The following is a 24,395-nucleotide window of genomic DNA, read 5'->3' on the forward strand; positions in this document are numbered from 1 at the left end:
GCCCAATTCAGCTGTTTTACTTTTCTACAGCAGCGTTTTTATTTATTACAATTCGACAAGAAATTGTAAAGTATCGATATTGTCTGCGTAATCATCCAAATTTGGTTTTTGGGTTTGCCCAAATGCGATTCCGTTTTTCAAGGGTAGATGCGATACAATACATTGGATATCATCGTGTTGCGAATCGAGACTTTCGAGAACGGCGTCTACTTCATCGTACAATTCGTAATGGATCACAGCAAGCGGACTGTGAAGTGAAGCGTCTTTCTTGAATAAAACAAAATTGTTATCGTAGAATTCATCTTTGCTCAGCAAGTAAATGGCTCGATTATAATCGTAGTTGTTGGCATATTTGGTTTGATGTAATAACTTTACGCCCCAAGGAAAAATCGCTTTGATAAGTTCTTGAAGCTGATTTTCGTCTCTCACATACAATTTGGTCACATTGCGACAGCCCAATCCGAAATACCGGAAGAGATCTTCCCCTAAAGATTGCAGTTCTTTTTCTGATTCGTTCCCTTCCAAGATGGCAACCGAAGTTCTATTTTTGCGAATGATATGCGGCACATGTTCGAAATATTGCTCAAAATACCTTGCCGTATTGTTGCTTCCGGTAGCAATCACCGCATCGAAATCCGATAACTTTTCTACCTTTTGTATCAAATCATCGAAATCTTCATGGATACTGTTGAGGTACAAACACACCAGTTGCAACAATTTTTCGTCTTTAGAAGAAGGCTTTATCAATGCTCGATGTCCCGCATCAACAACACAAAGTAAATCATGAAAACCCACCAACGGAAGGTTGCCTGCCATGATGATGCCGATGTTTTTTGGATGCTCTACCGCTCTTAAATTCAGCGTCCAATTTCGAAGATTGCTTTCAGCTAAGGCTTCGCCCCAGTTTTTTAATGCAAAAGAGATGTTTTCTTGTGTAAACCACGGATTTGAATTTTCTGCTGAAATCATCAACTGTTCAGCTTCGGCTTTCCAATAGTTGAATTTTGCAGCGAACTGATTGTCATTGGGCAAACGACCATCGGCTAAAAATAAAAAAAACTGACCTAACTCATCAAAGGCTGAAATCCTCTCTTCAAATGTCATATTTAATAAAAATTATGAGTAATTTTGTGATGCAAATTTAAGAATTAAATCTATAAGCTATGGCTATTATTATAACAGACGAGTGTATCAATTGCGGAGCTTGCGAACCAGAGTGCCCGAACAACGCAATTTATGAGGCGGCAGTAGATTGGAAATATGCAGACGGTACAGCGCTTAGTGGTACAATTGTAAATGTAGATGGAATAACGTTTGACGCAGATGCTGTGCAAGATCCGATAAGTGACGAGGTGTATTATATTGTTCCAGATAAATGTACCGAGTGTAAAGGTTTCCACGAAGAGCCTCAATGCGCAGCGGTTTGTCCGGTAGATTGTTGTGTGCCAGATGAAGATCATGTAGAATCTGATGAAAGACTTTTACAGAAAAAAGCATTTATGCACGCAGAATAAAATAAAAGAAGCCGTCTCACAACTGAGGCGGTTTTTTTATATAAATAATGGATTGATTATTAGGTGATTAATATAGAATTCACTATATTTAACTACTTAATTTTCAGCGAAATGAACTATAGAATTAAAGAATATAACCAATCACAAAACTGGTTATTTCCACCTTCGATAGAAGAATTAATTCCGACTAATCATCCAGTAAGAATCGTAAACAACGTAGTTGAGAAGATAGACTTAAAACCTCTTTTAGAAACTTACAGTCGGGAAGGTCATCCTAGTTATCATCCTAAAATGATGCTCAAAGTGATGGTTTACGCTTATATGGACAATATTTATTCCAGTAGAAAGATCGAAAAAGCCCTCAATGAGAACATAAACTTTATGTGGCTTTCTGGTAGAGAAAGCATCGACCATAATACGATAGCCCGATTTCGAAGCAATAAGTTAAAAGCCGTATTCAAAGACATCTTCAAACAAGTGGTATTGCTTTTGGCAGAAGCAAAATTAGTGAGTCTCAAACGAGTTTATACAGACGGCACCAAAATAGAATCGGTAGCTGGAAGATACACCTTTGTCTGGGGAAATTCCATCAAGACCAATCGGGAGAAAATGATCAAACAATTAGAGGATATGTGGCAATACGCGCAGTGCGTTGCTGATGAAGAAGACCAAGATCCCGAGCCACCGGAGTTCAAAAAACTTGATCCTGAAAAAGTCCAACAAGCCGCAGATAAAATCAACCGAATCCTAAAAGAAAAGTCTGACGATCCAAAGAAAAAAGCCAAATCCCGTTACATCCAAAAGAATTTTGCGCCAAACTTAAAGAAATACCAAGAACAAGAAAAGTTACTACAAGAACGCAACTCCTACAGCAAAACCGATCCCGATGCGACCTTTATGCGCATGAAGGACGACCACATGCAGAACGGACAATTAAAACCCGGCTACAATGCACAAATCAGCACCGAAAACCAAATCATCGTCAACTATACCTTACATCAAGACACCAACGACATTCATACTTTAAAACCTCATTTAGAAAACCATAAAAAACTCTACAATGAGCTTCCCGAAGAACTCACCGCAGATGCAGGATACGGAAGTGAAGAAAATTACGAACTTTTGGAGGACAAAGCAATCAAAGCCTTTGTAAAGTTCAACACCTTTGACCAAGAACAAGGCAAATCAAAGAAAAGAAAAAATCCCAAACCCTTTGAACGAGACTCACTCTATTATAATGAAGCGCAAGATTTTTATGTATGCCCGATGGGACAACGTATGGAAAAGCGCGGTGAGCGAAAAGTCCAAACAAAGTCAGGATATAAGCAAACCTATAGTTGTTATAGCGCTAAAAACTGCAATGGATGTCCGCTCAGAAGCCAGTGCTTCAAGGGGAAAAACAACAGGACAGTAGAAAGGAACCATAAATTAGAATACCACAAACAAAAAGCAAGAGAACTTCTCACATCCGATATCGGAGAAATAAGAAGAAAACAAAGAACTGCTGATGTCGAACCTACATTTGCCCAACTCAAACACAACCGAAACTTCAAAAGATTTACCCTAAAAGGAATTGAAAAAGTGGAATTAGAGTTCGGATTGCATGCTTTAGCTCATAATCTGAAAAAGATGAGTGCGTAAACAAGAATAATAACTCATCTTTTTCTAAATTATTAAATTGAGTTAGTTTTTGACCTCAATTTTTTAATCATAAAAAAACCGTCCCGATTTTATAAACGAGACGGCTTCTTTATGAAGTGAATGTTCGTTTTCTTTATGACGCTCGTAAGGCATTTACTTCGCAAAGCGTTTGCTGCGATAGAAATGAGCGCCAAATCCCAAGAACACAATGGCAACGATAGGGATCAATAGATTTTGCCACTGTATGGTAGATTTCTCAATAGCGATTGCCGATTCGCTCAATTTTGGGATTTCTAACTTTCGATTTCGAAGACTCAAAAATTCTTCATTCCCCAGTAAATAATCCATCGTATTCATCAAGAAAGTTTGGTTGGCATATGTTCGGGGTTGCATAGTCGCATTGTCTGGTCGCATAGAGAATTTATCTTCACCCAAACGCATGGGTTCTCCACGCCATAGCTGATTTCTCAAAACATCTCCATCAGAGATGACAACCATTTTACCTGCAGTGGTTTGTCCTTTGAAATTAGGAAATTCGTTTCGTTCGTAGCGCATGGCATAAGCCGACTGAAAATTGCCCTCTAACAAAACCGCCATCGGTATTCTACCCATGTTGTATGCGGCAGGATCTTCGATGTTTACTTCGTTCAATTGTATGAAGTTAAGCGCTGGTTTCAGCGATGTTTGGCTAGAACTGGCAAGCAAAACCGTTTGTTTTATATTTTTATTGTCTAATAATTCGATAGGATTTGCAAACTGAAATAACACTGGATCGATCGATTGCGTAATGATATTTTCTTCTGCTCTTGTGCCCAACTCGAAATAAGGCCAAGGATAATAATTATAGCTGATATTGCCTGCCGTTTCGCCATCAGCCAATACAATGGGCGCGCCATTTAGATCTTTTATGATCATGGGATGAAGTCGTATACCGTAAGAGAAAAAGAAATCATTCAACTTCAAATCTCGAGGAAACGCCAAAATCTTATCGCTTCGAAAGATAGAATCCATCTCTGCATCAACTGTTTCTACGGCCCAAAGCATTCGACCGCCTTGCATGATGTATTGATCCAAAACCAGTTTATCCATTTCGCTAAAAGGCAATGTAGGTTTGGCAACAACCAAGGCATCGAACTTCTTCAAACTGTCTAAATCGACAGGTTCTAACGACATTTTTTGGTTGATGATCGGATTCAAATAAACGCCCACATCGTATTTGTCGGCCAATGCTCGCCCGAATCCATCGATCTGATTTTCGGGTAATTCGTCATGATGAACGATGAGTCCTACTTTTTTTCGGTTTTTGGTTGTTATCTGTCCGATTTTATCGGCAAATAAATATTCTAATTTTTCGGTTGACGCCATTGGCAAATCTTCAAACTTTACCGATGGGTCGTTTACCAAAACCTCCATCCAACGCGTTTTACCAGCGTAATTTAACTTGGCGTATGGGTAGATATTGAGTACGCCTTTGTCTGTTTTTATCGGAGCTGGGCTCAGCATTGCCTCTTCTTTTTCTGCATCCGAAAATTCGCTCGGATCGATAAAATTATAGCTCAGGTTTTGATTTCGCTCTTGTAATTCATCCAACAGAAATTGAATTTCATTTTTCAGGTTTCGGTAATCTCCAGTGAGTTCACCACCGAGCAAAATGTCGATATGCAAAGGTTGATCGAGGTTTTGCATCAGCCGTTCAGAAGTTTCGCTCAGGGTGTAGCGTTTGTCTTGGGTAAAATCGAATCGTTGGTATAGGAAAAAAGAAAGAATCAACACGCCAATCAACGCGAGGAGAATTATGGTATAATGGACAGACTTTTTCATTATGCTATTTTTTTTCGTTCAACCATCATCATACTTCCGATCAAGAAAAGACTACAAACAACCACAAAATAGATGAGCGATCTGGTGTCTAAAATTCCTTTCAAGAATTGATTGTAATGGGAAAATGCGCCTGTTTTCTGAATGATGTAATCATTGCTTCCCATCAAATTATAAGAGGCTAAACTCTGAAAACCAAAAAATAAAATAAAGTTGAAGAACATTGCCAATATGTACGCCATGACTTGATTTTTGGTAAGACTTGATGCGAAAATTCCAACTGCTGCAAATAAACTTCCCAATAAAATCAAACCCAAATAGCCGCACCAAATGATGCCGTAATCGATATTCTGTTCAGGTAAAACCAGCTTTTCTAAGCTGTTGAGGTAGGGAAGGGTGAAAAGTAGGATGAATAGCACCAAGATGATGACGCTGGCATATTTTTCGAGTATGATTTGACGAATGTTGATCGGTTGTGTGAATAACCATAGCAAAGTACCATTGGCTTGCTCTTCAGCAATTTGGCGCATGGTAAGGGCTGGGATTAAGAACATCAGAACCCAGGGCGCTATGAAAAAGAAGCTGTTGAGACTTGCCAACCCAGAATTGAAGATGTTGTAGTCTTGATCGAAAAACCAGAGAAAAAGTACGCAAACCACATTGAAGATAAGCGCGGCGATATAAGCCGTGTAACCTAAAAAGTAAGTTTGCAATTCTTTTTTGAGAATGGTGAGCATAACCAATTATTTTTTGTTTCGATTTACAAGTTTCACGATCATCATCAAAATGATTCCAACCCCAAAAAAACTAATGATTGCCCAAGGCCAATGCCTTTCGAATCCGCTTTTTTGTATCACGGCAAACACAACGGCGAATAAGATTATGGTCGCTACTTCGTTCATCATCCGCAACCTTACAGAAGTGTATTTGAAGATGTTTTGCTGAAACTCTCTCAGTGTTTTCCAACACCAATAATGATAAGCGAACAAAAGCAGTATAAAACCGAGTTTGAATTGCATCCAACCTGCATTCAATAGACCAGGAGATTTGTACAGCATATTGATCCCCATAACGACCATGATCACAAACGCTGGAACAGTGATGATATTCCATAAACGCTTCTCCATGAAGGTATATTGTTTGGTCAATATTTCTTTTTCTGGCGAAGGTAATTTTTGGGCATCGGTATGGTAAATCATCAGACGCACGATATAGAAAAGCCCAGCAAAGTAACTCACGACAAAAATGACGTGTAATGATTTGTATATGTAATAATTGTAAGGTTCCATAAACGTTATACTGTAAATTCAATAGAGATGACATCTCCTTTTTTCAATCCCATCAGACGTTGTGCGCTCCCATTCTGCGATGGATTACTTTTGTACAAAGTAACTTCTAAAAAGCCAGAGCTGTTGAATATCGCCATTGTTTTACCGTTGGCAATAGATTCTTTGTTGTAGTCGATTACCATATCGTTGTAATGATTGTGTATCGTGGTGACTTGTATGGATGAATAATCGTGCTGACGTAAAAAAATCTTGTAGGCTCGTCCTTTGTTCACGCTTTGGAAATATTGGCGAGAGATGTTGGTTACCGCATTTCCGAAATGATCGATGTACACAATGTTTCCTCTCAGAACACGGTCTTCGATATAAATGGGTTTCAATCCCGTCAACTGATGATAAGTGCTCCGTTTGTTGCCAATGAGCGATATCACGCCGCCGCGTGCCAAATGACATGCAACCGGAACAAAAATATCTGCTACAGCATTCATGCTATTCGATTTCTCGGAATTGATCGAAATTTCGTAAATTGCGTCTGGTAACTTTTCTTCGCATAGCAGCGAAATGAAACCATTGTCTGCCACAATAAAATAATGCTCATCGAATAAAAAACACATTGGTTTTTGGTTGGGATGTAACACCGCATTCACACCAATGATATGGATGCTTCCTTTCGGAAAGTGGGGATAAGATTTCTGTACAATAAACGCAGTTTCGGCGATGTCGTAATGACTTACCTGGTGTGTGATATCAATAATGCTCGCATTGGGGAGCTCACTAAGAATCTGACCTTTTAAGGCAGCTACAAAATAATCCTTGTATCCAAAATCAGTTGTTAATGTAATTATTGACATTTTATTTATAATAGAGAACAAATATATTGCTTATTTTTGTGTTAGTACAACTAAATAAATCAGCACTTTTGACAGAAATAATTATAGAACTCAACGAGATCAATGCACAAGACTTTTATGGTGCAAACAATGAACATCTTAGAAGAATCAAAGAATACTTTCCGAAGTTGAAAATTGTTGCAAGAGATAAAACACTCAACGCCCTCGGAAACGAAGATTTACTAAAGGTTTTTGAGAAAAAAGTACAACAAATCATCCAACACATTCAGCATTATAATCGATTGACGAATCGGGATCTCGAAATCATTTTGACTTCCGATTCCAAAGAAGAGAAAGATTTGACCAATCTGAAAGATGTGATTGTGCATGGTGTAAACGGTAAAATGATAAAACCGCATACGCCAGGGCAAAAAGAGTTGGTGCAAAAAGTGCACAAAAACGATATGGTTTTTGCTATCGGACCTGCTGGTACTGGTAAGACCTATACTGGGGTTGCATTGGCAGTACAGGCGCTCAAAAACAAAGAGGTAAAACGTATCATTCTTACTCGGCCAGCTGTTGAGGCGGGCGAGAGTTTAGGTTTTTTGCCTGGCGATCTCAAAGAAAAACTCGATCCGTATCTGCAACCACTCTATGACGCCTTGAAAGATATGATCCATTACGAGAAACTCAGCTCTTATCTCGAAAGAAGTGTAATCGAAGTAGCTCCCTTGGCATTTATGCGTGGTAGAACATTAGACGAAGCTTTTGTTATTCTCGACGAGGCACAAAACACTACCAGTGCGCAAATGAAAATGTTTTTGACGCGTATGGGAAAAAACTCAAAATTCATCATCACAGGCGATCCAGAACAGGTCGATTTGCCACCGAAACAAAAATCGGGGCTTCGTCAAGCGATGACGATTTTAGATGGTTTGAAAGATATCGGCTTTGTTTATTTGGATGAGAAAGATGTGGTGCGTCATCAATTGGTGCGCGATATCCTGAAAGCGTATAAAGTGAGTGAAGACAAAGAGCGAGAATTTGAGCAAAAAAGAGAAGAAAATCGATTGAAAATCAAACAAACAAATTCAAATCATGATTAAAAGTGGCATCAGCCACTTTTTTCATTTCCATTGATCTCTATCCAAACTGCGGTATTGAATCGCCTCGGCAATATGACTCGAGTTGAGCGATTCCGAACGATCCAAATCTGCAATTGTTCGGGCTACTCGTAATATTCGATCATAGGCTCTTGCAGACAAGTTGAGCCTTTCCATTGCTATTTTGATGAGCTGTTTCGAAGCCTCGTCCAACTTGCAATACCGATCCAATTCTTTAGAACCCATTTGTGCGTTATAATGAATGTTCGATCCTTTGTACCGCTCCAATTGAATAGCCCTTGCGCAGATTACTCGGGCTCGTATGGCTTCGCTTTTCTCTCCTTTCCGCTCATCCGACAAGTCGTCAAAAGGCACCGGATTCACCTCGATATGCAAATCGATTCGATCCATCAACGGACCAGAAATTTTGTTCATGTACCGTTGCATCTCGGCGAGCGTCGAAGTGTTTTTGGGATCATCTGGAAAATAACCACTCGGACTAGGATTCATCGATGCAACCAACATAAAACTGGCAGGATAAGTAACCGTAAAACGTGCGCGAGAAATGGTAACTTCTCGATCTTCTAGCGGTTGACGCATGACCTCTAAAACAGTGCGTTTGAACTCGGGTAATTCGTCCAAAAATAGAACTCCATTGTGAGCCAAAGAAATTTCACCTGGCTGAGGGTAAGATCCGCCACCCACCAAAGCAACGTCGGAGACCGTGTGGTGCGGATTGGAAAATGGGCGGAAGGTAACCAATGAATTTTTATTCAATTTCCCAGCAACACTGTGAATTTTTGTTGTCTCGAGCGATTCTTCAAGGCTCATCGGTGGCAATATAGACGCAATGCGTTTGGCGAGCATGGTTTTTCCACTTCCGGGCGGACCAATCAAAATGATGTTGTGACCGCCAGCCGCAGCAACTTCCATAGCGCGTTTTACATTTTCTTGTCCTTTGACCTCGGCAAAATCATAGGGATACTGTTGGACGAGATCGTTAAAATCTTTTTCTAAATCGACCCGATGCGGATTCAAATCGTTTTTACCATCAAAAAAATCGATGAGTTCTTGTATGTTTTCGATTCCAAAAACCTTCAAATCCTTCACTACTGCGGCTTCGTTTGCATTTTCTTTGGGTAAAATAAAACCTTCGAAGCCGTCTTGTGCAGCTTGTATTGCGATTGGTAAAGCACCTTTTATTGGGCGTAGCGAACCGTCTAACGATAATTCACCCATGATGATATATCGCCCAATATTGTCGCATTCGATTTGTTCAGAAGCCGCTAGAATTCCGGTTGCAATGGTAAGATCATAAGCCGAACCTTCTTTTTGCAAATCGGCAGGCGCCATGTTGATGGTAATTTTCTTGCCCGGAATTTTATAGCCTACATTGCGCAATGCAGCATTGATTCTGAAGTTGCTTTCTTTGATAGCGTTATCGGGCAAGCCTACCAAATGATACCCCACACCCGTATCGATGTTAACTTCTACCGTTATCAATTTAGATTGAACACCATAAATTGCACTTCCGAAAACTTTTACCAACATACCGAATCGTGTTTAAGGATTGAATAATGTGTGAATTTGACTTTATTAAATTAATAAATTTTTTTTGAAGAAAGTCAATTTCAGCTCAATTTTATTAAATTTACATCCTTATTCTTCTGATGAAAAAGGTGAAATTTAATGAAAATCAATTGTAAAAACAGCATTTTCTGTCGATGAAAAAAATAAAATTTTCATTTGAATATCTTGAATATCAAGATGTTGATGAGTTGACTGCCGAGCAAGCTGAGGTTTTGAAAAAAGCTTTGGCCATCTCGAAACAAGCTTATGTACCGTATTCCAATTTTCATGTTGGTGCAGCTTTGGAATTAGAAAACGGGAAGATATTTGCCAGCACCAATCAAGAGAATGCATCCTATCCTGTCGGGACCTGTGCCGAGAGAGGTTTGTTGGTCTATGTTTCGTCTCAATTTCCAAATGCCGTTATCAAACGATTAGCAGTTTCTACCGAAGATTTAGACCAACCATTGCCGCCTTGTGGGATGTGTAGGCAAGCCATTTTGGAATACGAAAAAAAACAAAAACAACCCATCGAAATTATTTTAGCCGGAAAAACTGGTGTAATCCATGTTTTAGCATCGGCAAAAGATTTGTTGCCCTTGCATTTTGATGATGATTTTTTAGAGCTCTAAATTTTGGCTTATAACAAGCAAAGACTTATTTTTGTTGAGTGAAAAGTGTAATATGGAAAAATTAACGAAAGAAAAATACCTAGAATGGTACAAAGACATGAATTTTTGGCGTCGCTTCGAAGATAAATGTCGCTCATTGTACTTGAAACAGAAAATCAGAGGATTTTTACATTTATATAACGGACAAGAAGCTTTACCTGCTGGTTTCTTGCATGCCATGAAAGAGGGTGATAAAGTCATCACGGCATATCGTTGTCACATTTGGCCAATGGCAATGGGTGTAGATCCGAAACAAATCATGGCAGAGCTTTGTGGTAAGGCTACAGGAACTTCGCAGGGTTTGGGTGGATCAATGCACATCTTCAGTAAAGAACACAATTTCTTCGGTGGTCATGGTATTGTAGGAGGTCAAATTCCGCTTGGCGCAGGGATGGCTTTCGGAGATAAATACAATGGCAAAGACCATGTTACCATCTGTCTGATGGGGGATGGAGCTACACGTCAGGGAACATTGCACGAAACTTTTAACATGGCAATGAACTGGAAATTGCCTGTAGTATTTGTATGCGAAAACAATCAATATGCGATGGGAACATCGGTAAAACGTACCGCCAACCATGAAGAAATTTGGAAATTAGGATTAGGCTACGAAATGCCTTCGTTTGCAGTAGACGGAATGGATCCGGTAAAAGTAGCAGAAGCCGCATACGAAGCTATCGAACGTGCGCGCAGAGGCGACGGTCCTACTTTTTTAGACATTCGCACTTACCGATATAGAGGTCATTCGATGTCAGATGCAGAACCTTATCGTACCAAAGAAGAGGTCGAAGAGTACAAACAAGAAGATCCTATACTTCACGTAGAAAAACAAATTTTAGATAACAACTGGGCTTCTCGAGAAGAGTTGGATGCCATCATATCTGAGGTAAAAAAAGAAGTTGAAGCATGTGCAGAATTTGCCGAAAATTCTCCTTATCCAGAAGATGATGTGATGTATAAATACACTTACACCGATCAAGAATATCCTTATTTAGATAAATACGAAAACAACTAGATTATGGCTGAAATTATTACCATGCCACGCTTAAGCGATACAATGGAAGAAGGAACTGTTGTAAAATGGCATAAAAATGTAGGAGATAAGGTTTCTGAAGGAGATATTTTAGCAGAGATTGAAACAGATAAAGCAATCCAAGAATTCGAATCAGAATTTGATGGCGTTTTATTATATCAAGGTGTTAAAGAAAACGAACCGTCGCCCGTAGATGCGATTCTGGCTATTATAGGAGAAGAAGGAGAAGATATTTCGGGGCTTACCAGTGGAAATACAGCAAAAACGGAAGCATCTGTTCCTACAGAAGTAAAAGAAGATCAAGACCTTGTGACAGAAGAAGCAACGTCTGAATCGAATACCACAGCAGCAATTCCAGACAATGTAAACGTGATCACCATGCCGCGTCTGAGCGATACGATGGAAGAAGGAACAGTCGTGAAATGGCACAAAAACGTAGGCGATTCAGTTGCTGAAGGAGATATTTTGGCTGAAATCGAAACCGATAAAGCAGTTCAGGAATTCGAATCAGAATTCGACGGAACCTTATTGTACCAAGGAGCAAAAGAAAACGAATCTGCACCAGTAGATACCATTTTAACTGTCATTGGAGAAGCAGGCACCGATGTTTCTACTCTAATCAACGGAGGTGGTCAATCGAAAAACGATGCCGTTAAGGTAAAAGAAGAAGCGGCTCCAAAAGATAAAACCCAAGAGACCAAGCACACCGAAGTAGCGACTGCAGAAAACACTTCAACCGATCGTATTTTTGCTTCCCCTTTGGCAAAATCTATTGCCAAAGAAAAAGGAATCGATTTGGCGCAAGTAAAAGGTTCTGGTGACAACGGACGCATCGTTCGTAAAGATGTAGAAGCATTCAAATCTACAACTGTAACTGCAGAATCTACTGCGTCTTCTGCCAAAGCAACAACGGTATATACTTCTGGTGAAGACCAGAAAATTCCGAATTCGCAAATGCGAAAAGTGATTGCAAAACGTCTGGCCGAATCCAAATTTACCGCACCTCATTATTATTTGAATATCGAGTTGGATATGGACAATGCCATAGCGGCTCGCCAATACATGAATGCTCTGCCAGATACCAAAGTATCGTTCAACGATATGGTGGTAAAAGCAGTTGCAATGGCTTTGCGCAAACACCCAGCGGTGAATGCTACTTGGACCGACACCGAAATCATTCAGCATGGTGACATCAATATTGGTGTAGCGGTAGCAGTAGAAGACGGATTATTGGTGCCGGTGGTAAAAAATACCGATCAGAAATCGCTTTCTCAAATATCTGCAGAGGTAAAAGATTATGCCGTACGCGCAAGAGATCGCAAACTGAAAGCGGACGAAATGGAAAAATCAACTTTTTCTGTATCGAATCTTGGAATGTTTGGTATCGAATCGTTTACATCGATTATCAATCAACCCAACTCGTGCATCTTATCGGTAGGAGCAATCATCGAAAAACCAGTGGTGAAGAACGGGCAGATTGTCGTTGGCAACACCATGAAGCTTTCGTTGGCTTGTGACCATCGAACAGTTGATGGTGCGACTGGAGCACAGTTTTTACAGACTTTAAAATCGTATATCGAAAATCCGGTAACGATGTTGGTATAATACCATCCGAAAGATAAAATTTTAGGCTATTCGAAAAAGAATAGCCTTTTTTCATTAATTTAGTTACATGCAAATGCTCAAAGCGATTTTTCAAATATTTAAACAAACCATTACAGAATTTTCTGACGATCGAGTGATGAAAATGAGTGCATCACTTACCTATTACGCCTTGTTTTCTCTTTCACCTATAATTCTGATTATCATATCGTTGGCGAGTTTGTTTTACAAAAAAGAAGCAATTGAGAACCGATTGTATTACGAAATCAAAGAATGGGTCGGTTCAGATCTTGCCTTGCAAATACAGAATTTCGTGGCAAATTCTACCATCTCGGGTGATAGTAATTTTATTCTCTACCTCGGTGTCGGGGTGTTGGTTTTTGGTGCAACCACCATGCTCACCGATATGCAAGACAGCCTCAACCTCATTTGGCATGTAGAGGCAGTGCCCAAAAAAGCCTTTCTCAAGTTTTTAGCCAATCGAGGTGTCTCTTTTTTATTCATTATGGCAATGGGCATTTTGCTGTTTTCATCTGTCCTTGTCAGTAGTGTGATGATGCGTTTTGGCGAAGATCTCTTTGCACTATTAGAGTTAGACAAAACCATTTCTGCCTCCACCTTTTTGGTGATCAACAACATTTTTTCTTATTTATTGTCGGTCATCGTCTTCTTTCTGCTATTCAAATTTTTACCCGATATAAAAGTAAAAGCGAAACCAATTTGGGTGGGCGCATTTGTTACAGGGGCATTTTTCTTTTTTGCTAAATATTTCATCCATTATTACCTGTCAATTTCCAAGTACAATACCATTTTTGGCTCTGCGGGTTCGGTGGTAATCCTCATTCTTTATATCTATTACAATGCAACCATCATGTATTTCGGAGCGAAATTCACCAAGGTGTATGCAGAATATTATCATTTCGAGATACGTCCGACCAAATTGGCAAAAAGGCGTAAAGTAACACACGAAGATAACGAGGTGGAGTAGATTTTGGGCGTGCCCTTCGGTCGGGCTCTCCGGTCTCGCTTTGTGCTTTCGCTGGGCTCCAGCACAAGAGCTCAAACAAACCTTCGATCCCTCACGCGAATCGAGATCGTCATCCTACCCGATTCGGATTGTCTTTGAGAAATGCATCCCAACCCGAATAGCTTTTTTGTTTGCTTCCCAAAGCGTTCATGTTCAAATAATGACAAACCGCAGCGGCAAGCCCGTCGGTAGCATCCAATCTTTTCGGAATTTCTTTCAGACCGAGCAAATTTTTCAGCATTCCCGCGACCATTTCTTTCGACGCATTTCCGTTACCAGTAATCGCCATCTTTATTTTTTTAGGAGAATATTCTGTAATGGGAACCTCGCGATACAAACCCGCAGCCATAGCAACCCCCTGTGCTCGACCCAACTTCAACATCGATTGTACGTTTTTCCCGAAAAACGGAGCTTCAATCGCCAACTCATCTGGATGATATTCGTCGATTATGGAAAGCGTCTTGTCGAAAATCCGTTTCAATTTCATTTCATGGTTGGGCAGTTTGTGCAACAGTAATTCGTCCAAAGTAATCAATTTCACCTTGTTGCTTTTTACTTCGATCAAACCAAATCCCATAACGGTTGTCCCAGGGTCTATTCCCAAAATAATTTTTTCCATCTCGATTATGCCGAATTTCTACCTGCGTTGATGTTTCCGAACAACGCTCGCGTTACCATTTTTTCGTATGCACTTTTCAAATCTGCATTTCGATGAATCTTGTCCAACGCATATTGCTGAATGGTAAGCAAAGGTAAAACTATTTTTTCTCGCATCAAGACAGAAGCTCGGTTGATGGGTTCGTCTTCCATCAGACTTTGCAATCCCGAAACTTCTAAACTCAGATCTTTCGATAATTCGTATTCATCGTAGAGCATTTTCCAAAATTCGCCATATTCTGGGTCGTCTTTCATATAAGCCGTTAACGGAAAATATGTTTTCTGCATCGACATCATGCTATTCAAAATCAAAGTTCTGAAGAAACCTACCTCTCTGAAAAGTTTTTTCACCTCATCCAATCGTCCTTGTTGCTTCATAGTTTGCAGTGCGTAGCCAACACCGTAATAGCCTGGGATGTTTTGTTTCAACAAACTCCAAGATCCAACAAAAGGGATGGCCCTCAAATCTTCAAATTTCATTCTTTCGTCGTTACCTCTTTTGCTCGGTCGGCTGCCGATATTGGTGTTGCCATAGTATTTGAGCGTACTCATGTTTTCTAAATAGGGTAGAAAACTCGGATGAGCTTTGAGCTCGCTATAATGTTGATAACTGATGTTTGCCAACTCCTCGATAAGCAATCGCTGATCGTGGTCGATTTCCAACAAATCTTCGTCAAAAACCGAGGCAATGATACCTGCCGTAAAGAGTTGCTCGAAGTTGTATTGCGATTGTTCGAGAGTACCATAATTCGAGGTGATAGTTTGCCCTTGTATGGTGATTTGTATTTGGTGGTTTTCGATTGTTTTGCCTTGTGTTGCGTAAAATTCGTGGGTTTTTCCTCCGCCTCTTGCTGGTGGACCACCTCGTCCGTCGAAGAAGATTACTTTCACTCCATGGTTTTGTGAAATCCGCGTAAGGACTTCTTTCGTGCGGTAAATTTCCCAATTTGCCTTGATGTATCCACCGTCTTTGGTCCCGTCAGAAAAACCAAGCATGATGCTTTGTCCTTGTTTTCGCCTTCTCAGATGTGCTACATAAACGGGAAGTGTAAAGAGTTTTTCCATCGTTTGTTCAGCATTTTCCATACCTGCTATGGTTTCGAAAAGCGGCATAATGTCGAAATGAATTTCGTCTAATGCGTAACCACAGAACCGAAAAAGAGCCATCACATTCAGTACATCGAAAAGGTTTTCAGAGTTGGAGATGATGTATCGATGCGTCCCCAATTCACCATTCAGAGTCTGTATTTGTTTCAGTTGTCGAATGTTTTTTATCGTGTCGATAATGAGGGGATTGGTAAAATCTTCTGCTTTTACAGTAAAACTTGGGTTGATCATCAACTCTATTCGTTCCGATTCTTCCAAATCCTCGAGATTGATTCCGGTATAATGTTCTACAATTTCGCACACAATATTTTCGTGTACACGTGCGTCTTGTCTGATGTCTAAGGAGGCAAAATGCAATCCGAAAATGTGAATTTTCTGAATGAATTCATCAAGCAGCGATAGAAAAATTCCATTATGAAATTCGATGAGAAACTGGCGTACTTGTGCCAAACGCATTTTGATTTCCTCTAAGGTCAAAGTGCCTTCATCACGGTATAAATCGTGATAAATGCGATCTCTAAGTTGTTTTAATGGCTCTTTTACTTGTTTGAAAGTGAGCCTGCGTTGCAAAAACTTTACATCGTCGTAATAATTTTTTAGAAGAGCAGTTCGCAATGTTTGGGCTACTTTCTTGGTGGTCTCGTACGTAACGAATGGATTTCCATCTCGGTCCCCTCCTGGCCAAAAACCGAGCTGTATTATTGGCGATTGCAATTCTTCGTTCGGAAAGAATATTGTTTTTATTTTCTGATTCAAATCACTTATCGCATGGTAATAAACATTTTTCAGGTAATAAATAATCGATAAAGCTTCGTCGTATGGGGTTGGTCGTTGCTCGTTGAAAAATGGGGTTTGACCTAATTGTTGCAACAGCAAATCGATCTTGCTCACCGAATCTTCACGAATCGCATTGCGTAAATCTTGAATGATTTGTTGCACTTCGGTCGGGTAAAATTGTGTCGGATGCGCTGTGAAAACAACTCGGGTAATAAAATCTTGAATTTTCGATTTTACTTTTTCGAGCTTACCTTGTTGCAAAGCAATCAAATAGATACTTTCCAAACTTCCTTTGCCGTTGGCAGGAAAAAGCTTAGAAAAGGCTGCGTCTTCTATACTGTCGAACAATACCACTTGTCGTTCGATGTATTGAATCATCCGAAACATCAAATCTAGTCGTTCGGCTTCGTTTTGGATGTCGGTGTATTTCTCGAAAAAATGATGGATAATTTCTTCTGGAGATTTTCCACTTTCAAAGCCTAATTTACTTTCTTCGTACAAAAACGGAATCAACGAGCCAATGTTGAACATATTTTCGTAGGGAAGATTCATAAACAGACTGTTGTAGATTTGGTATTTATTTTCTACACTCTGATGAAATTTTTGGTTTACAGCAGCCGTTTTATTCATAGGTTGATTTTTTTTTGTTTCCTCGCTTAGGTTATCTAATTTATCTAGGGATTGACAACCAAAAACCGAATAATTGGGATAAAAATTATTATCTATTTGGTAACGCCATCTAACAGGTCGAATTGTGTGTTTGATTACATTTCGCTCGATGCGATTATGATTTATTTGATGTTCATCTGAGCGTTTAACAACAGCAAAGGATCGATAAATTCTCGAGTATTGGAAAGGCGAGGAACTTTGTTCTGGCCACCCAGTTTTCCACGAGATTTCATCCATTCCAAAAACAATCCGCGTGCTGCTCGATGCACTACTGGCAGATTCAAGGTCATATTGTTGAAACGCTTTGCTTCGTAATCCGAATTGATGCTTTGCAAGGTTTTGTCCAAAGTCTCGACAAACAGATCGAAATCATCTGGATTTTTATCGAATTCGATGATCCATTCATGCGCACCTTTTTCATTTCCAGTCATGAAAATAGGACCCGCACTGAATTCTGATATAATGGCATTGGTTTTCATACAGGCTTGTTTCAAACCTTCTTCAGCGTTTTCGATCATCAATTCTTCACCAAAAGCGTTTATATAATGTTTGGTGCGCCCTGTAATGACAATGCGATGCGGAGTGGTAGAAGTGAAACGAACCGTATCGCCGATGATGTATCGCCAAAGTCCGCCGTTTGTCGTAATGATCATGGCGTAATTTTTTCCAACTTCTACCTGGTCTATGGTGAGGACTCGAGGATTGTCGTTGTGGAATTCTTCCATGGGAATAAACTCGTAAAAAATTCCGTTGTTGAGCAAGAGCAACAAGTCTTTAGAGTGCAATTGATCTTGTATGCCAAAAAAACCTTCCGAAGCATTGTATACTTCAAAATAGTTCAGCGATTTTTTGGTAATTAATTCATAATTGTCGGCATAGGGTTTGAAACTTATTCCACCATGAAAAAAGACTTCTATATTTGGCCAAAGATCGTCTAAATAGGTGTTGTTGGTTTCTTTCAGCATTTTTTGCAAAACGACCAACATCCACGATGGTACGCCAGTAAGCGACCCGACATCTTCGTTTTTGCTCGCTCGTATTATGGCATCCATTTTTACATTCCAATCCGACATCAGCGATATTTCTTTGTTTGGAATATTTTTCAGTTCGGCGTAAAACGGAAGGTTGTCGATAAGAATTGCTGAGAGGTCCCCAAATCGGGTTTCGTATTTTTGATACAATTCAGAACTTCCGCCAATTCTCAAATTTTTGTGGGTAAAAATTTCTGTTTCTGGATTTGCATTCAAATATAATGCAAACATGGTTTTGCCCGCCGCATAGTGGCAATCTTCTAATGATTCTGTGCTGATGGGGATAAATTTGCTTTTTGCATTGGTCGTGCCCGATGATTTGGCAAACCATTTTATTTTACCATTCCAGCTTACATCTTTTTCGCCTCTACGCGCCAATTCTATATAAGGTTCGAACTCTTCGTAGCTCACCATCGGAACTTGGCTTTGGAACTGGTCTATGGTTTTGATGTCTTCGAAACCAAATTCTTTTCCGTAAATGGTATGTTTAGCTTTTTTTAGGTTGTTGAATAATACCTGCTGTTGGGTAAGAAAAGGATGTTTGATACTTTCTTCAATCACTTTCATACGGCTACGCATCATTATTTCCATCACTTTATTTACAATTCCCATTCGCTATTAATTTTGTAGATTTACTCACAAATTTAATAAAAAGAATCTCCAATTATGATGTTCGAAGGACAAATCCATAAAATGATTACAGAAGATGCAAATCCTATTCAGTATTATCTCGACTTTTCGTCTGAATTTGTTGCGATGAATCAATTGATTGGTCGAGATGTGCGATTGCGTTTCGACCACTACCAATGTTTAGGTTGCAACCAAGACCTAGAAATATTTCGCATGGGGTATTGCAAGAATTGCTTTTTTACCTTACCCCAAGCCAACGAGAGTATCATTCGTCCAGAATTGTCTACAGCTCATCTAGGAATCGAACAACGTGATTTGGAGTGGGAAATGAAATTCGAGTTGCAGCCTCATATTGTGTACTTGGCAAATTCGGCTGGGCTCAAAGTTGGCGTGACGCGAAAGACCCAAATTCCGACGCGTTGGATCGATCAAGGCGCTTCGTTTGCGTTGGTGGTGGCGCGTACAGAAAACCGCTATCAAGCCGGTGTGATAGAAGTTGCACTCAAAGCACATTTGGCAGACAAAACCAATTACCAAAAAATGTTGAAAAACATGCTCGAAGAGGTTGATTTGATTGCCGAATTCGAAAAGGTAAAACAATTTGTGCCAGAAGATCAGCAAGTTTTTTTGGTTGATGAACCTCAAATTTACGCCTTCGAATATCCCGTGTTGCAATATCCAACCAAAATAAAATCGGTAAACCTAAAAAAAGATTTAAGCGTCGAAGGAAAATTAGTTGGCATTAAAGGGCAGTATTTGATTTTCCATAACGGACGAGTTTTGAATGTTCGTAGCCATGAAGGGTTTTATCTAAAGTTGGAAGTTTAGAAATCGTTAATTTTAAGAAGAAGTATTTGGTAATGTAGAAAAAATGTTGTAGATTGGTTTCAGATATCACTTTAAAACACAATTTACTATGAGGACTTTACAATTATCATTCGTTATTTTTGTCTTATTGTCAATTTTATCATGCACCGATGCTGGGACTTTGCCCCACTACAAAGTAGAATCGGCGGTGCAGCATGCCTACCGTTACCGAACGATGGAACTCGACGATTCTTTGGCAAAATATGTACATAATTTTGACGATACAGCATTCAAAAAAGCCAAAGCAGACTTCGGTGATGTCAATATTTACAACCTAGATAATATCCAAGAAGAAGGTTCTGGATCCGATAAAACCTATATCGCAACCTACAACGTAGAATATGAAGGGGCAGAAGGTACCGAAGTCTTCAAAGTGAAGTCGATAGATAAATTACCCAAAATTGTGGACTACTCAAACGCAATAAAACCAGTGGTTGTCGAGCTTGTAGATTCTACTTCGGTAGTGGTAGATTCGCTCGACTAGAATTTTTCTAAAATATTTAATTTGATCCTATCGAAACTATGGTTTCAATAGGATTTTTTTTACTGTTTCTAGGTTTTACGTTTTTTCAAAACTTAGTTATCTTTGTCTCGTTTTGGAACAAAAGACTTTAGAAAATGTACTTCGCCTTTACGAAACCTCAGGTTTTGTACGGGATATTGTGGCTTCTTGCGAGGCAGAATCAACTGCAAAAATTCATGTCAAAGGATACCTAGGTTCTGCTATGTCCTTTGCCGTAGCCCAATTGTTTTTGCAGCTGCATCGTCCTGTATTGTTATTGACCGATGATAAGGAAGAAGCAGCTTATTGGTTGAATGATTTAGAAAGTTTGGTGGGGAAAGATCAGGTATTGTTCTACCCGAGTTCGTATAGGCGACCCTACGAAATAGAGGAAGTCAATAACGCGAATGTGGTCATCAGAACCGAAGTGCTCAACACGCTTTCTACCTCTAAAAAGTCCAAAATCATGGTCGCCTATGCCGATGCTTTGACCGAAAAAGTGGTTACCAAAAAGGTATTGTCCAACAACACTTTAAAAATCAAAACAGGATCTGAGTTAGGTTTGGATTTTATACGAGAAATGCTATTTTCTTACCATTTCAGGCAAGTGGATTTTGTTACCGAACCTGGAGAATTTTCGATTCGTGGAGGGATCATCGATGTGTTTTCGTATTCGGGCGAACATCCTTTTCGAATTTCTCTTTTTGGTGATGAGGTCGAGACGATTCGATCTTTCGATATCGAAACTCAACTCTCGATTCAGACGGTGAAAGAGATTGTCATTATACCAAATTTAGAAAACAAATTACTCGAAGAAAATCGGGAAAGTTTTCTAAACTTCATCCCGAAAAATACCATTGTTTTTGCTCATAACCTTTCGCTGATTAAAAATAAATTAGAACATAATTTTACGCTTGCTAAGACTAATTTCGAACAGCATAGAGGTGAAATAAAATTGAGTTCTCCCGAAACTTTATTTTTGGACGAGGAAACATTTCAGCAAGAAGTAACGCGTTTTACCTTGCTAGAATCTTGTGCAATTCCAACTTTTAGCGTAGATAAAACGATCGAAACACCTTTCAAACCGCAACCTTCGTTCAATAAACAATTCGATTTTCTGATAGAAGACCTCAACGATCATAGCGCCAATGGATATCGAAATGCCTTAGTTTGTTCTAGTGAAACTCAAGTGAAGCGTTTTGAGGAAATTTTTGAAGACATTGGCAAAGAAGTTCAGTACATCCCGATTTTGGGTTCGCTGTATCAAGGCTATATCGACGACGAACTCAAGCTGACGTGCTATACCGATCATCAGATTTTCGAACGATACCACAAGTATAAACTCCGTAACTCGTTTGCCAAAAAAGACGCCATCACGCTGAAGGAAATCAACACCCTACAGATTGGCGATTTTGTAACACATATCGATTATGGGATAGGAAAATTTGCCGGTTTGGTACGGATAGAGAACAATGGAGTGCAACAAGAAAGCATCAAATTATTCTATCAGAACAACGATATTTTGTATGTCAACATCCATTCGTTGCATAAGATCTCCAAGTTCAGAGGAAAAGACGGTGTTGAGCCAAAAATAAGCAAATTAGGTTCGCCAGCATGGAAGAACCTGAAAAACAAAACCAAATCCAAAGTCAAAGAAATTGCATTCGATTTGATTAAACTCTACGCTAAGCGTCGAGCTCAGAAAGGATTTGCCTTTTCGCCCGACACCTATCTTCAAACCGAATTAGAAGCTTCGTTTTTGTATGAAGATACGCCGGACCAGTACAAGGCGACACAAGAGGTGAAAGCCGATATGGAATCGGAGCGTTCGATGGATCGTCTGGTTTGTGGCGATGTAGGATTTGGTAAAACAGAGGTGGCGATACGAGCAGCATTCAAAGCAGCCGTCGACGGCAAACAAGTGGTCGTTTTGGTGCCTACTACAATTTTAGCCTTTCAACATTTCAAAACCTTTAGCGAACGCCTCAAAGAATTACCCGTGCGCATTGAATATCTTAATCGTTTTACAACCACCAAAAAGAGAAACGAAATTCTTGCCGATCTCGAAGCGGGAAGAGTAGATATTATCATCGGTACGCACCAATTGGTCAATCCGAAAGTGAAATACAAAGACCTCGGTCTGTTGATTATAGACGAGGAGCATAAATTTGGAGTAAGTGTAAAAGATAAATTGAAAACCTTACGCGAGAATATCGATACCTTGACACTCACGGCAACGCCCATTCCGAGAACACTGCAGTTTTCGTTGATGGCAGCTCGAGATTTGTCGGTTATCAAAACTCCGCCACCCAATCGTCAACCGGTCGACACACAACTCATAGGATACAACGAAGAGTTGATACGCGATGCGGTGATGTACGAATTGCAGCGTGGTGGGCAAGTTTATTTTATCCATAATCGCGTGCAGAATCTGAAAGAAGTTGCCGGGATGTTGCAACGCCTTGTTCCGGATGCACGAATAGCAACCGGACACGGACAAATGGATGGAAAACAGCTCGAAGCCATCATGCTGGATTTCATCGATGGTCGATACGATATTTTGGTTTCGACTACCATTATAGAATCGGGTTTAGATGTGCCCAATGCCAATACTATTTTCATCAACGAAGCACAGAATTTCGGTTTGGCCGATCTGCATCAGATGCGAGGTAGAGTGGGGCGAAGCAACCGAAAAGCTTTTTGTTATCTGATTGCACCACCCATTTCGGTACTGACCAATGAGGCAAGAAAACGTTTGCAAGCAATAGAACAATTTTCTGACTTAGGAGCTGGGTTTAATATCGCGATGAAGGATCTCGAAATTCGTGGCGCTGGAAATCTTTTGGGGGCCGAGCAGACCGGATTTATGATGGATATCGGATTCGATACCTATCAAAAGATTCTGAACGAAGCTATAGAAGAGCTGAAGTCAACAGATTTCAAAGATTTGTTCGAAGAGGAAAACAAGTCGGACATTCTGGAATTTGTTTCCGAGGTGCAAATCGATACCGATTTAGAAATTCTGATTCCAGATGATTATGTGAACAATGTAGAAGAACGACTGGCGTTGTACAAACAATTGGCAGAAATCGACAATGAAGAGCAACTGAAGACCTTTGTGCTCAACCTCGAAGATCGTTTTGGAGCGATGCCAAAAGAGGTGAAAAGTCTGGTGCAATCGATCCGATTAAAGTGGTTGGCAAAAGAATTAGGCTTTGAGTGCGTTGTACTGAAAAATGGAAAACTCACCGGCTATTTTGTAAACAAACCACAAGGCGGATTTTTCCAGTCAGATAAATTTAGAACAATTTTAAATTACGTTCAGTCGAATCCTCAAAACATCAATTTTAAAGAAAAACCAGCTAAAAATTCTGATGAATTACCAAGCCTGATGTTGAAGATGGACAAGGTAGAAAATATTGAGATTGCTTTAAATTCTTTCCAAAAAATGTTGAATCAATAATAATAAGGCGTGCTTTTTATCTATTTCCTAATATCTTTACAAACTGTTAAAAAACACCGAGGCCAGATTGGAAGGAGATAAAGCAAGGCGGTTTAAGGAAAATTGAGCCAAAGATTGGGATTAGAAAATTTCATGCCAAACAAAAGACATTAGGTAGAAAAATTATAATTGTCTATTTTTACGCATTGAAAACAGAAGTGTGTAAATTTTAGAACTTATGGAAACCTCTTACGATTATATTCCAATTATAATATTGTTTGTTGTTGCCTTTCTTTTTGTTGCTTTTACGATTGTTGCAACGCATTATTTAGGTCCTTCTCGCAAGACAGACGAGAAATTAGAAAATTTCGAATCGGGGATAGAGAAGGTCGGGAATGCTCGGCAACCATTCGCGATTAAATATTTTTTAGTAGCAATTTTATTCGTATTATTCGACGTAGAAGTCATTTTCTTCTATCCTTATGCCGCCAATTTCAAAGAATTAGGATGGGAAGGCTTTGCTGCAGTCGTAACTTTTGTCGGATTCTTTTTTGCCATGTATGCATACGCTCGTAAAAAAGGAGCCTTACGTTGGGAAAAGTAAAACGATGTTAATCAA

General features: G+C 39.6%; 20 protein-coding genes. 11 read left to right on the forward strand and 9 right to left on the reverse strand.

The window, feature by feature from the left end; translation table 11 throughout:
* Positions 1–45: 45 nt before the first annotated feature.
* The gene (locus BN8061_RS07080; protein ID WP_068597736.1) at positions 46–1,104 is read right to left on the reverse strand and encodes an acyl-CoA reductase; all 1,059 of its coding nucleotides are present in this window, start codon (positions 1,102–1,104) and stop codon (positions 46–48) included.
* Positions 1,105–1,163: 59 nt separating this feature from the next.
* Here BN8061_RS07080 and BN8061_RS07085 point away from each other — a divergent pair, with 59 nt between their 5' ends.
* Both BN8061_RS07085 and BN8061_RS07090 read left to right on the forward strand, forming a co-directional pair.
* The gene (locus BN8061_RS07085; RefSeq protein ID WP_068597738.1) at positions 1,164–1,514 is read left to right on the forward strand and encodes a 4Fe-4S dicluster domain-containing protein; all 351 of its coding nucleotides are present in this window, start codon (positions 1,164–1,166) and stop codon (positions 1,512–1,514) included.
* Positions 1,515–1,625: 111 nt separating this feature from the next.
* A complete protein-coding gene (locus tag BN8061_RS07090) occupies positions 1,626–3,155 on the forward strand; it encodes an IS1182 family transposase (protein WP_068597740.1) in 1,530 nt (509 codons plus the stop codon).
* Positions 3,156–3,308: 153 nt separating this feature from the next.
* Here the strand turns inward: BN8061_RS07090 and gldG are convergent, their stop codons facing one another.
* The 4 genes from gldG to BN8061_RS07110 are packed head-to-tail and all read right to left on the reverse strand — an operon-like array spanning position 3,309 to position 7,110.
* The gene (gene gldG / locus BN8061_RS07095; RefSeq protein ID WP_068597742.1) at positions 3,309–4,976 is read right to left on the reverse strand and encodes a gliding motility-associated ABC transporter substrate-binding protein GldG; all 1,668 of its coding nucleotides are present in this window, start codon (positions 4,974–4,976) and stop codon (positions 3,309–3,311) included.
* On the reverse strand, positions 4,976–5,710 hold the full coding sequence (locus BN8061_RS07100) for an ABC transporter permease subunit (protein ID WP_068597744.1): 735 nt from the start codon (positions 5,708–5,710) through the stop codon (positions 4,976–4,978). The genes gldG and BN8061_RS07100 overlap by 1 nt, the downstream gene beginning before the upstream one ends.
* Before the next feature lie 6 nt (positions 5,711–5,716).
* Positions 5,717–6,262: a CopD family protein gene (locus BN8061_RS07105; RefSeq protein ID WP_068597747.1), complete on the reverse strand. Its 546-nt coding sequence runs from the start codon at positions 6,260–6,262 to the stop codon at positions 5,717–5,719.
* Positions 6,263–6,267: 5 nt separating this feature from the next.
* Positions 6,268–7,110 (reverse strand): SAM hydrolase/SAM-dependent halogenase family protein, encoded by an 843-nt coding sequence (locus BN8061_RS07110; protein WP_068597749.1) that lies wholly within the window; start codon positions 7,108–7,110, stop codon positions 6,268–6,270.
* A 68-nt stretch (positions 7,111–7,178) separates the two neighbouring features.
* Here BN8061_RS07110 and BN8061_RS07115 point away from each other — a divergent pair, with 68 nt between their 5' ends.
* On the forward strand, positions 7,179–8,195 hold the full coding sequence (locus BN8061_RS07115) for a PhoH family protein (protein ID WP_068597751.1): 1,017 nt from the start codon (positions 7,179–7,181) through the stop codon (positions 8,193–8,195).
* A 21-nt stretch (positions 8,196–8,216) separates the two neighbouring features.
* Here BN8061_RS07115 and BN8061_RS07120 read toward each other — a convergent pair whose 3' ends face one another.
* Positions 8,217–9,743, reverse strand: a complete 1,527-nt coding sequence (locus BN8061_RS07120) for a YifB family Mg chelatase-like AAA ATPase (RefSeq protein WP_068597754.1) — start codon at positions 9,741–9,743, stop codon at positions 8,217–8,219.
* Between the two features lie 173 nt (positions 9,744–9,916).
* Between BN8061_RS07120 and BN8061_RS07125 the strand changes: the two genes are divergently transcribed.
* The 4 genes from BN8061_RS07125 (at position 9,917) to BN8061_RS07140 (ending at position 14,055) form a co-directional block, all read left to right on the forward strand.
* Entirely contained in the window at positions 9,917–10,393 is a 477-nt protein-coding gene (locus BN8061_RS07125; RefSeq protein ID WP_068597755.1) for a cytidine deaminase, read from the forward strand.
* Between the two features lie 52 nt (positions 10,394–10,445).
* Positions 10,446–11,447 carry a pyruvate dehydrogenase (acetyl-transferring) E1 component subunit alpha gene (gene pdhA / locus BN8061_RS07130; protein ID WP_068597758.1) on the forward strand — a complete coding sequence of 334 codons (1,002 nt, stop codon included), beginning with the start codon at positions 10,446–10,448 and terminating at the stop codon, positions 11,445–11,447.
* A gap of 3 nt (positions 11,448–11,450) precedes the next feature.
* Positions 11,451–13,070 carry a 2-oxo acid dehydrogenase subunit E2 gene (locus BN8061_RS07135; RefSeq protein WP_068597760.1) on the forward strand — a complete coding sequence of 540 codons (1,620 nt, stop codon included), beginning with the start codon at positions 11,451–11,453 and terminating at the stop codon, positions 13,068–13,070.
* Positions 13,071–13,137: 67 nt separating this feature from the next.
* Positions 13,138–14,055, forward strand: a complete 918-nt coding sequence (locus tag BN8061_RS07140; protein WP_068597761.1) for a YihY/virulence factor BrkB family protein — start codon at positions 13,138–13,140, stop codon at positions 14,053–14,055.
* 109 nt (positions 14,056–14,164) lie between these two features.
* Here BN8061_RS07140 and ruvC read toward each other — a convergent pair whose 3' ends face one another.
* From ruvC to BN8061_RS07155, 3 genes are all read right to left on the reverse strand, one after another.
* Entirely contained in the window at positions 14,165–14,719 is a 555-nt protein-coding gene (gene ruvC, locus BN8061_RS07145; RefSeq protein WP_094745884.1) for a crossover junction endodeoxyribonuclease RuvC, read from the reverse strand.
* Positions 14,719–17,265 carry a phosphoenolpyruvate carboxylase gene (locus BN8061_RS07150; RefSeq protein ID WP_068598008.1) on the reverse strand — a complete coding sequence of 849 codons (2,547 nt, stop codon included), beginning with the start codon at positions 17,263–17,265 and terminating at the stop codon, positions 14,719–14,721. The genes ruvC and BN8061_RS07150 overlap by 1 nt, the downstream gene beginning before the upstream one ends.
* Before the next feature lie 161 nt (positions 17,266–17,426).
* The gene (locus tag BN8061_RS07155) at positions 17,427–18,947 is read right to left on the reverse strand and encodes a GH3 auxin-responsive promoter family protein (protein ID WP_068597764.1); all 1,521 of its coding nucleotides are present in this window, start codon (positions 18,945–18,947) and stop codon (positions 17,427–17,429) included.
* Between the two features lie 54 nt (positions 18,948–19,001).
* Between BN8061_RS07155 and BN8061_RS07160 the strand changes: the two genes are divergently transcribed.
* The 4 genes from BN8061_RS07160 (at position 19,002) to BN8061_RS07175 (ending at position 24,380) form a co-directional block, all read left to right on the forward strand.
* The gene (locus BN8061_RS07160) at positions 19,002–19,793 is read left to right on the forward strand and encodes a DUF2797 domain-containing protein (RefSeq protein WP_068597766.1); all 792 of its coding nucleotides are present in this window, start codon (positions 19,002–19,004) and stop codon (positions 19,791–19,793) included.
* 88 nt (positions 19,794–19,881) lie between these two features.
* Positions 19,882–20,316: a hypothetical protein gene (locus tag BN8061_RS07165; RefSeq protein WP_154662280.1), complete on the forward strand. Its 435-nt coding sequence runs from the start codon at positions 19,882–19,884 to the stop codon at positions 20,314–20,316.
* 112 nt (positions 20,317–20,428) lie between these two features.
* Positions 20,429–23,797: a transcription-repair coupling factor gene (gene mfd, locus BN8061_RS07170; RefSeq protein WP_068597770.1), complete on the forward strand. Its 3,369-nt coding sequence runs from the start codon at positions 20,429–20,431 to the stop codon at positions 23,795–23,797.
* A gap of 217 nt (positions 23,798–24,014) precedes the next feature.
* On the forward strand, positions 24,015–24,380 hold the full coding sequence (locus tag BN8061_RS07175; RefSeq protein WP_068597773.1) for an NADH-quinone oxidoreductase subunit A: 366 nt from the start codon (positions 24,015–24,017) through the stop codon (positions 24,378–24,380).
* Positions 24,381–24,395 lie beyond the last annotated feature (15 nt).

This window comes from Vaginella massiliensis (assembly GCF_900089075.1).
GTDB classification, from domain to species: Bacteria; Bacteroidota; Bacteroidia; order Flavobacteriales; family Weeksellaceae; genus Weeksella; species Weeksella massiliensis_A.

Coding starts and splice junctions, on each gene's coding strand:
- BN8061_RS07080 (WP_068597736.1), bottom strand. CDS start 1,104: ATGACATTTGAAGAGAGGATTTCAGCCTTTGATGAGTTAGGTCAGTTT.
- BN8061_RS07085 (WP_068597738.1), top strand. CDS start 1,164: ATGGCTATTATTATAACAGACGAGTGTATCAATTGCGGAGCTTGCGAA.
- BN8061_RS07090 (WP_068597740.1), top strand. CDS start 1,626: ATGAACTATAGAATTAAAGAATATAACCAATCACAAAACTGGTTATTT.
- gldG (WP_068597742.1), bottom strand. CDS start 4,976: ATGAAAAAGTCTGTCCATTATACCATAATTCTCCTCGCGTTGATTGGC.
- BN8061_RS07100 (WP_068597744.1), bottom strand. CDS start 5,710: ATGCTCACCATTCTCAAAAAAGAATTGCAAACTTACTTTTTAGGTTAC.
- BN8061_RS07105 (WP_068597747.1), bottom strand. CDS start 6,262: ATGGAACCTTACAATTATTACATATACAAATCATTACACGTCATTTTT.
- BN8061_RS07110 (WP_068597749.1), bottom strand. CDS start 7,110: ATGTCAATAATTACATTAACAACTGATTTTGGATACAAGGATTATTTT.
- BN8061_RS07120 (WP_068597754.1), bottom strand. CDS start 9,743: ATGTTGGTAAAAGTTTTCGGAAGTGCAATTTATGGTGTTCAATCTAAA.
- BN8061_RS07125 (WP_068597755.1), top strand. CDS start 9,917: ATGAAAAAAATAAAATTTTCATTTGAATATCTTGAATATCAAGATGTT.
- pdhA (WP_068597758.1), top strand. CDS start 10,446: ATGGAAAAATTAACGAAAGAAAAATACCTAGAATGGTACAAAGACATG.
- BN8061_RS07135 (WP_068597760.1), top strand. CDS start 11,451: ATGGCTGAAATTATTACCATGCCACGCTTAAGCGATACAATGGAAGAA.
- BN8061_RS07140 (WP_068597761.1), top strand. CDS start 13,138: ATGCAAATGCTCAAAGCGATTTTTCAAATATTTAAACAAACCATTACA.
- BN8061_RS07150 (WP_068598008.1), bottom strand. CDS start 17,265: ATGAATAAAACGGCTGCTGTAAACCAAAAATTTCATCAGAGTGTAGAA.
- BN8061_RS07155 (WP_068597764.1), bottom strand. CDS start 18,947: ATGGGAATTGTAAATAAAGTGATGGAAATAATGATGCGTAGCCGTATG.
- BN8061_RS07160 (WP_068597766.1), top strand. CDS start 19,002: ATGATGTTCGAAGGACAAATCCATAAAATGATTACAGAAGATGCAAAT.
- BN8061_RS07165 (WP_154662280.1), top strand. CDS start 19,882: ATGAGGACTTTACAATTATCATTCGTTATTTTTGTCTTATTGTCAATT.
- BN8061_RS07175 (WP_068597773.1), top strand. CDS start 24,015: ATGGAAACCTCTTACGATTATATTCCAATTATAATATTGTTTGTTGTT.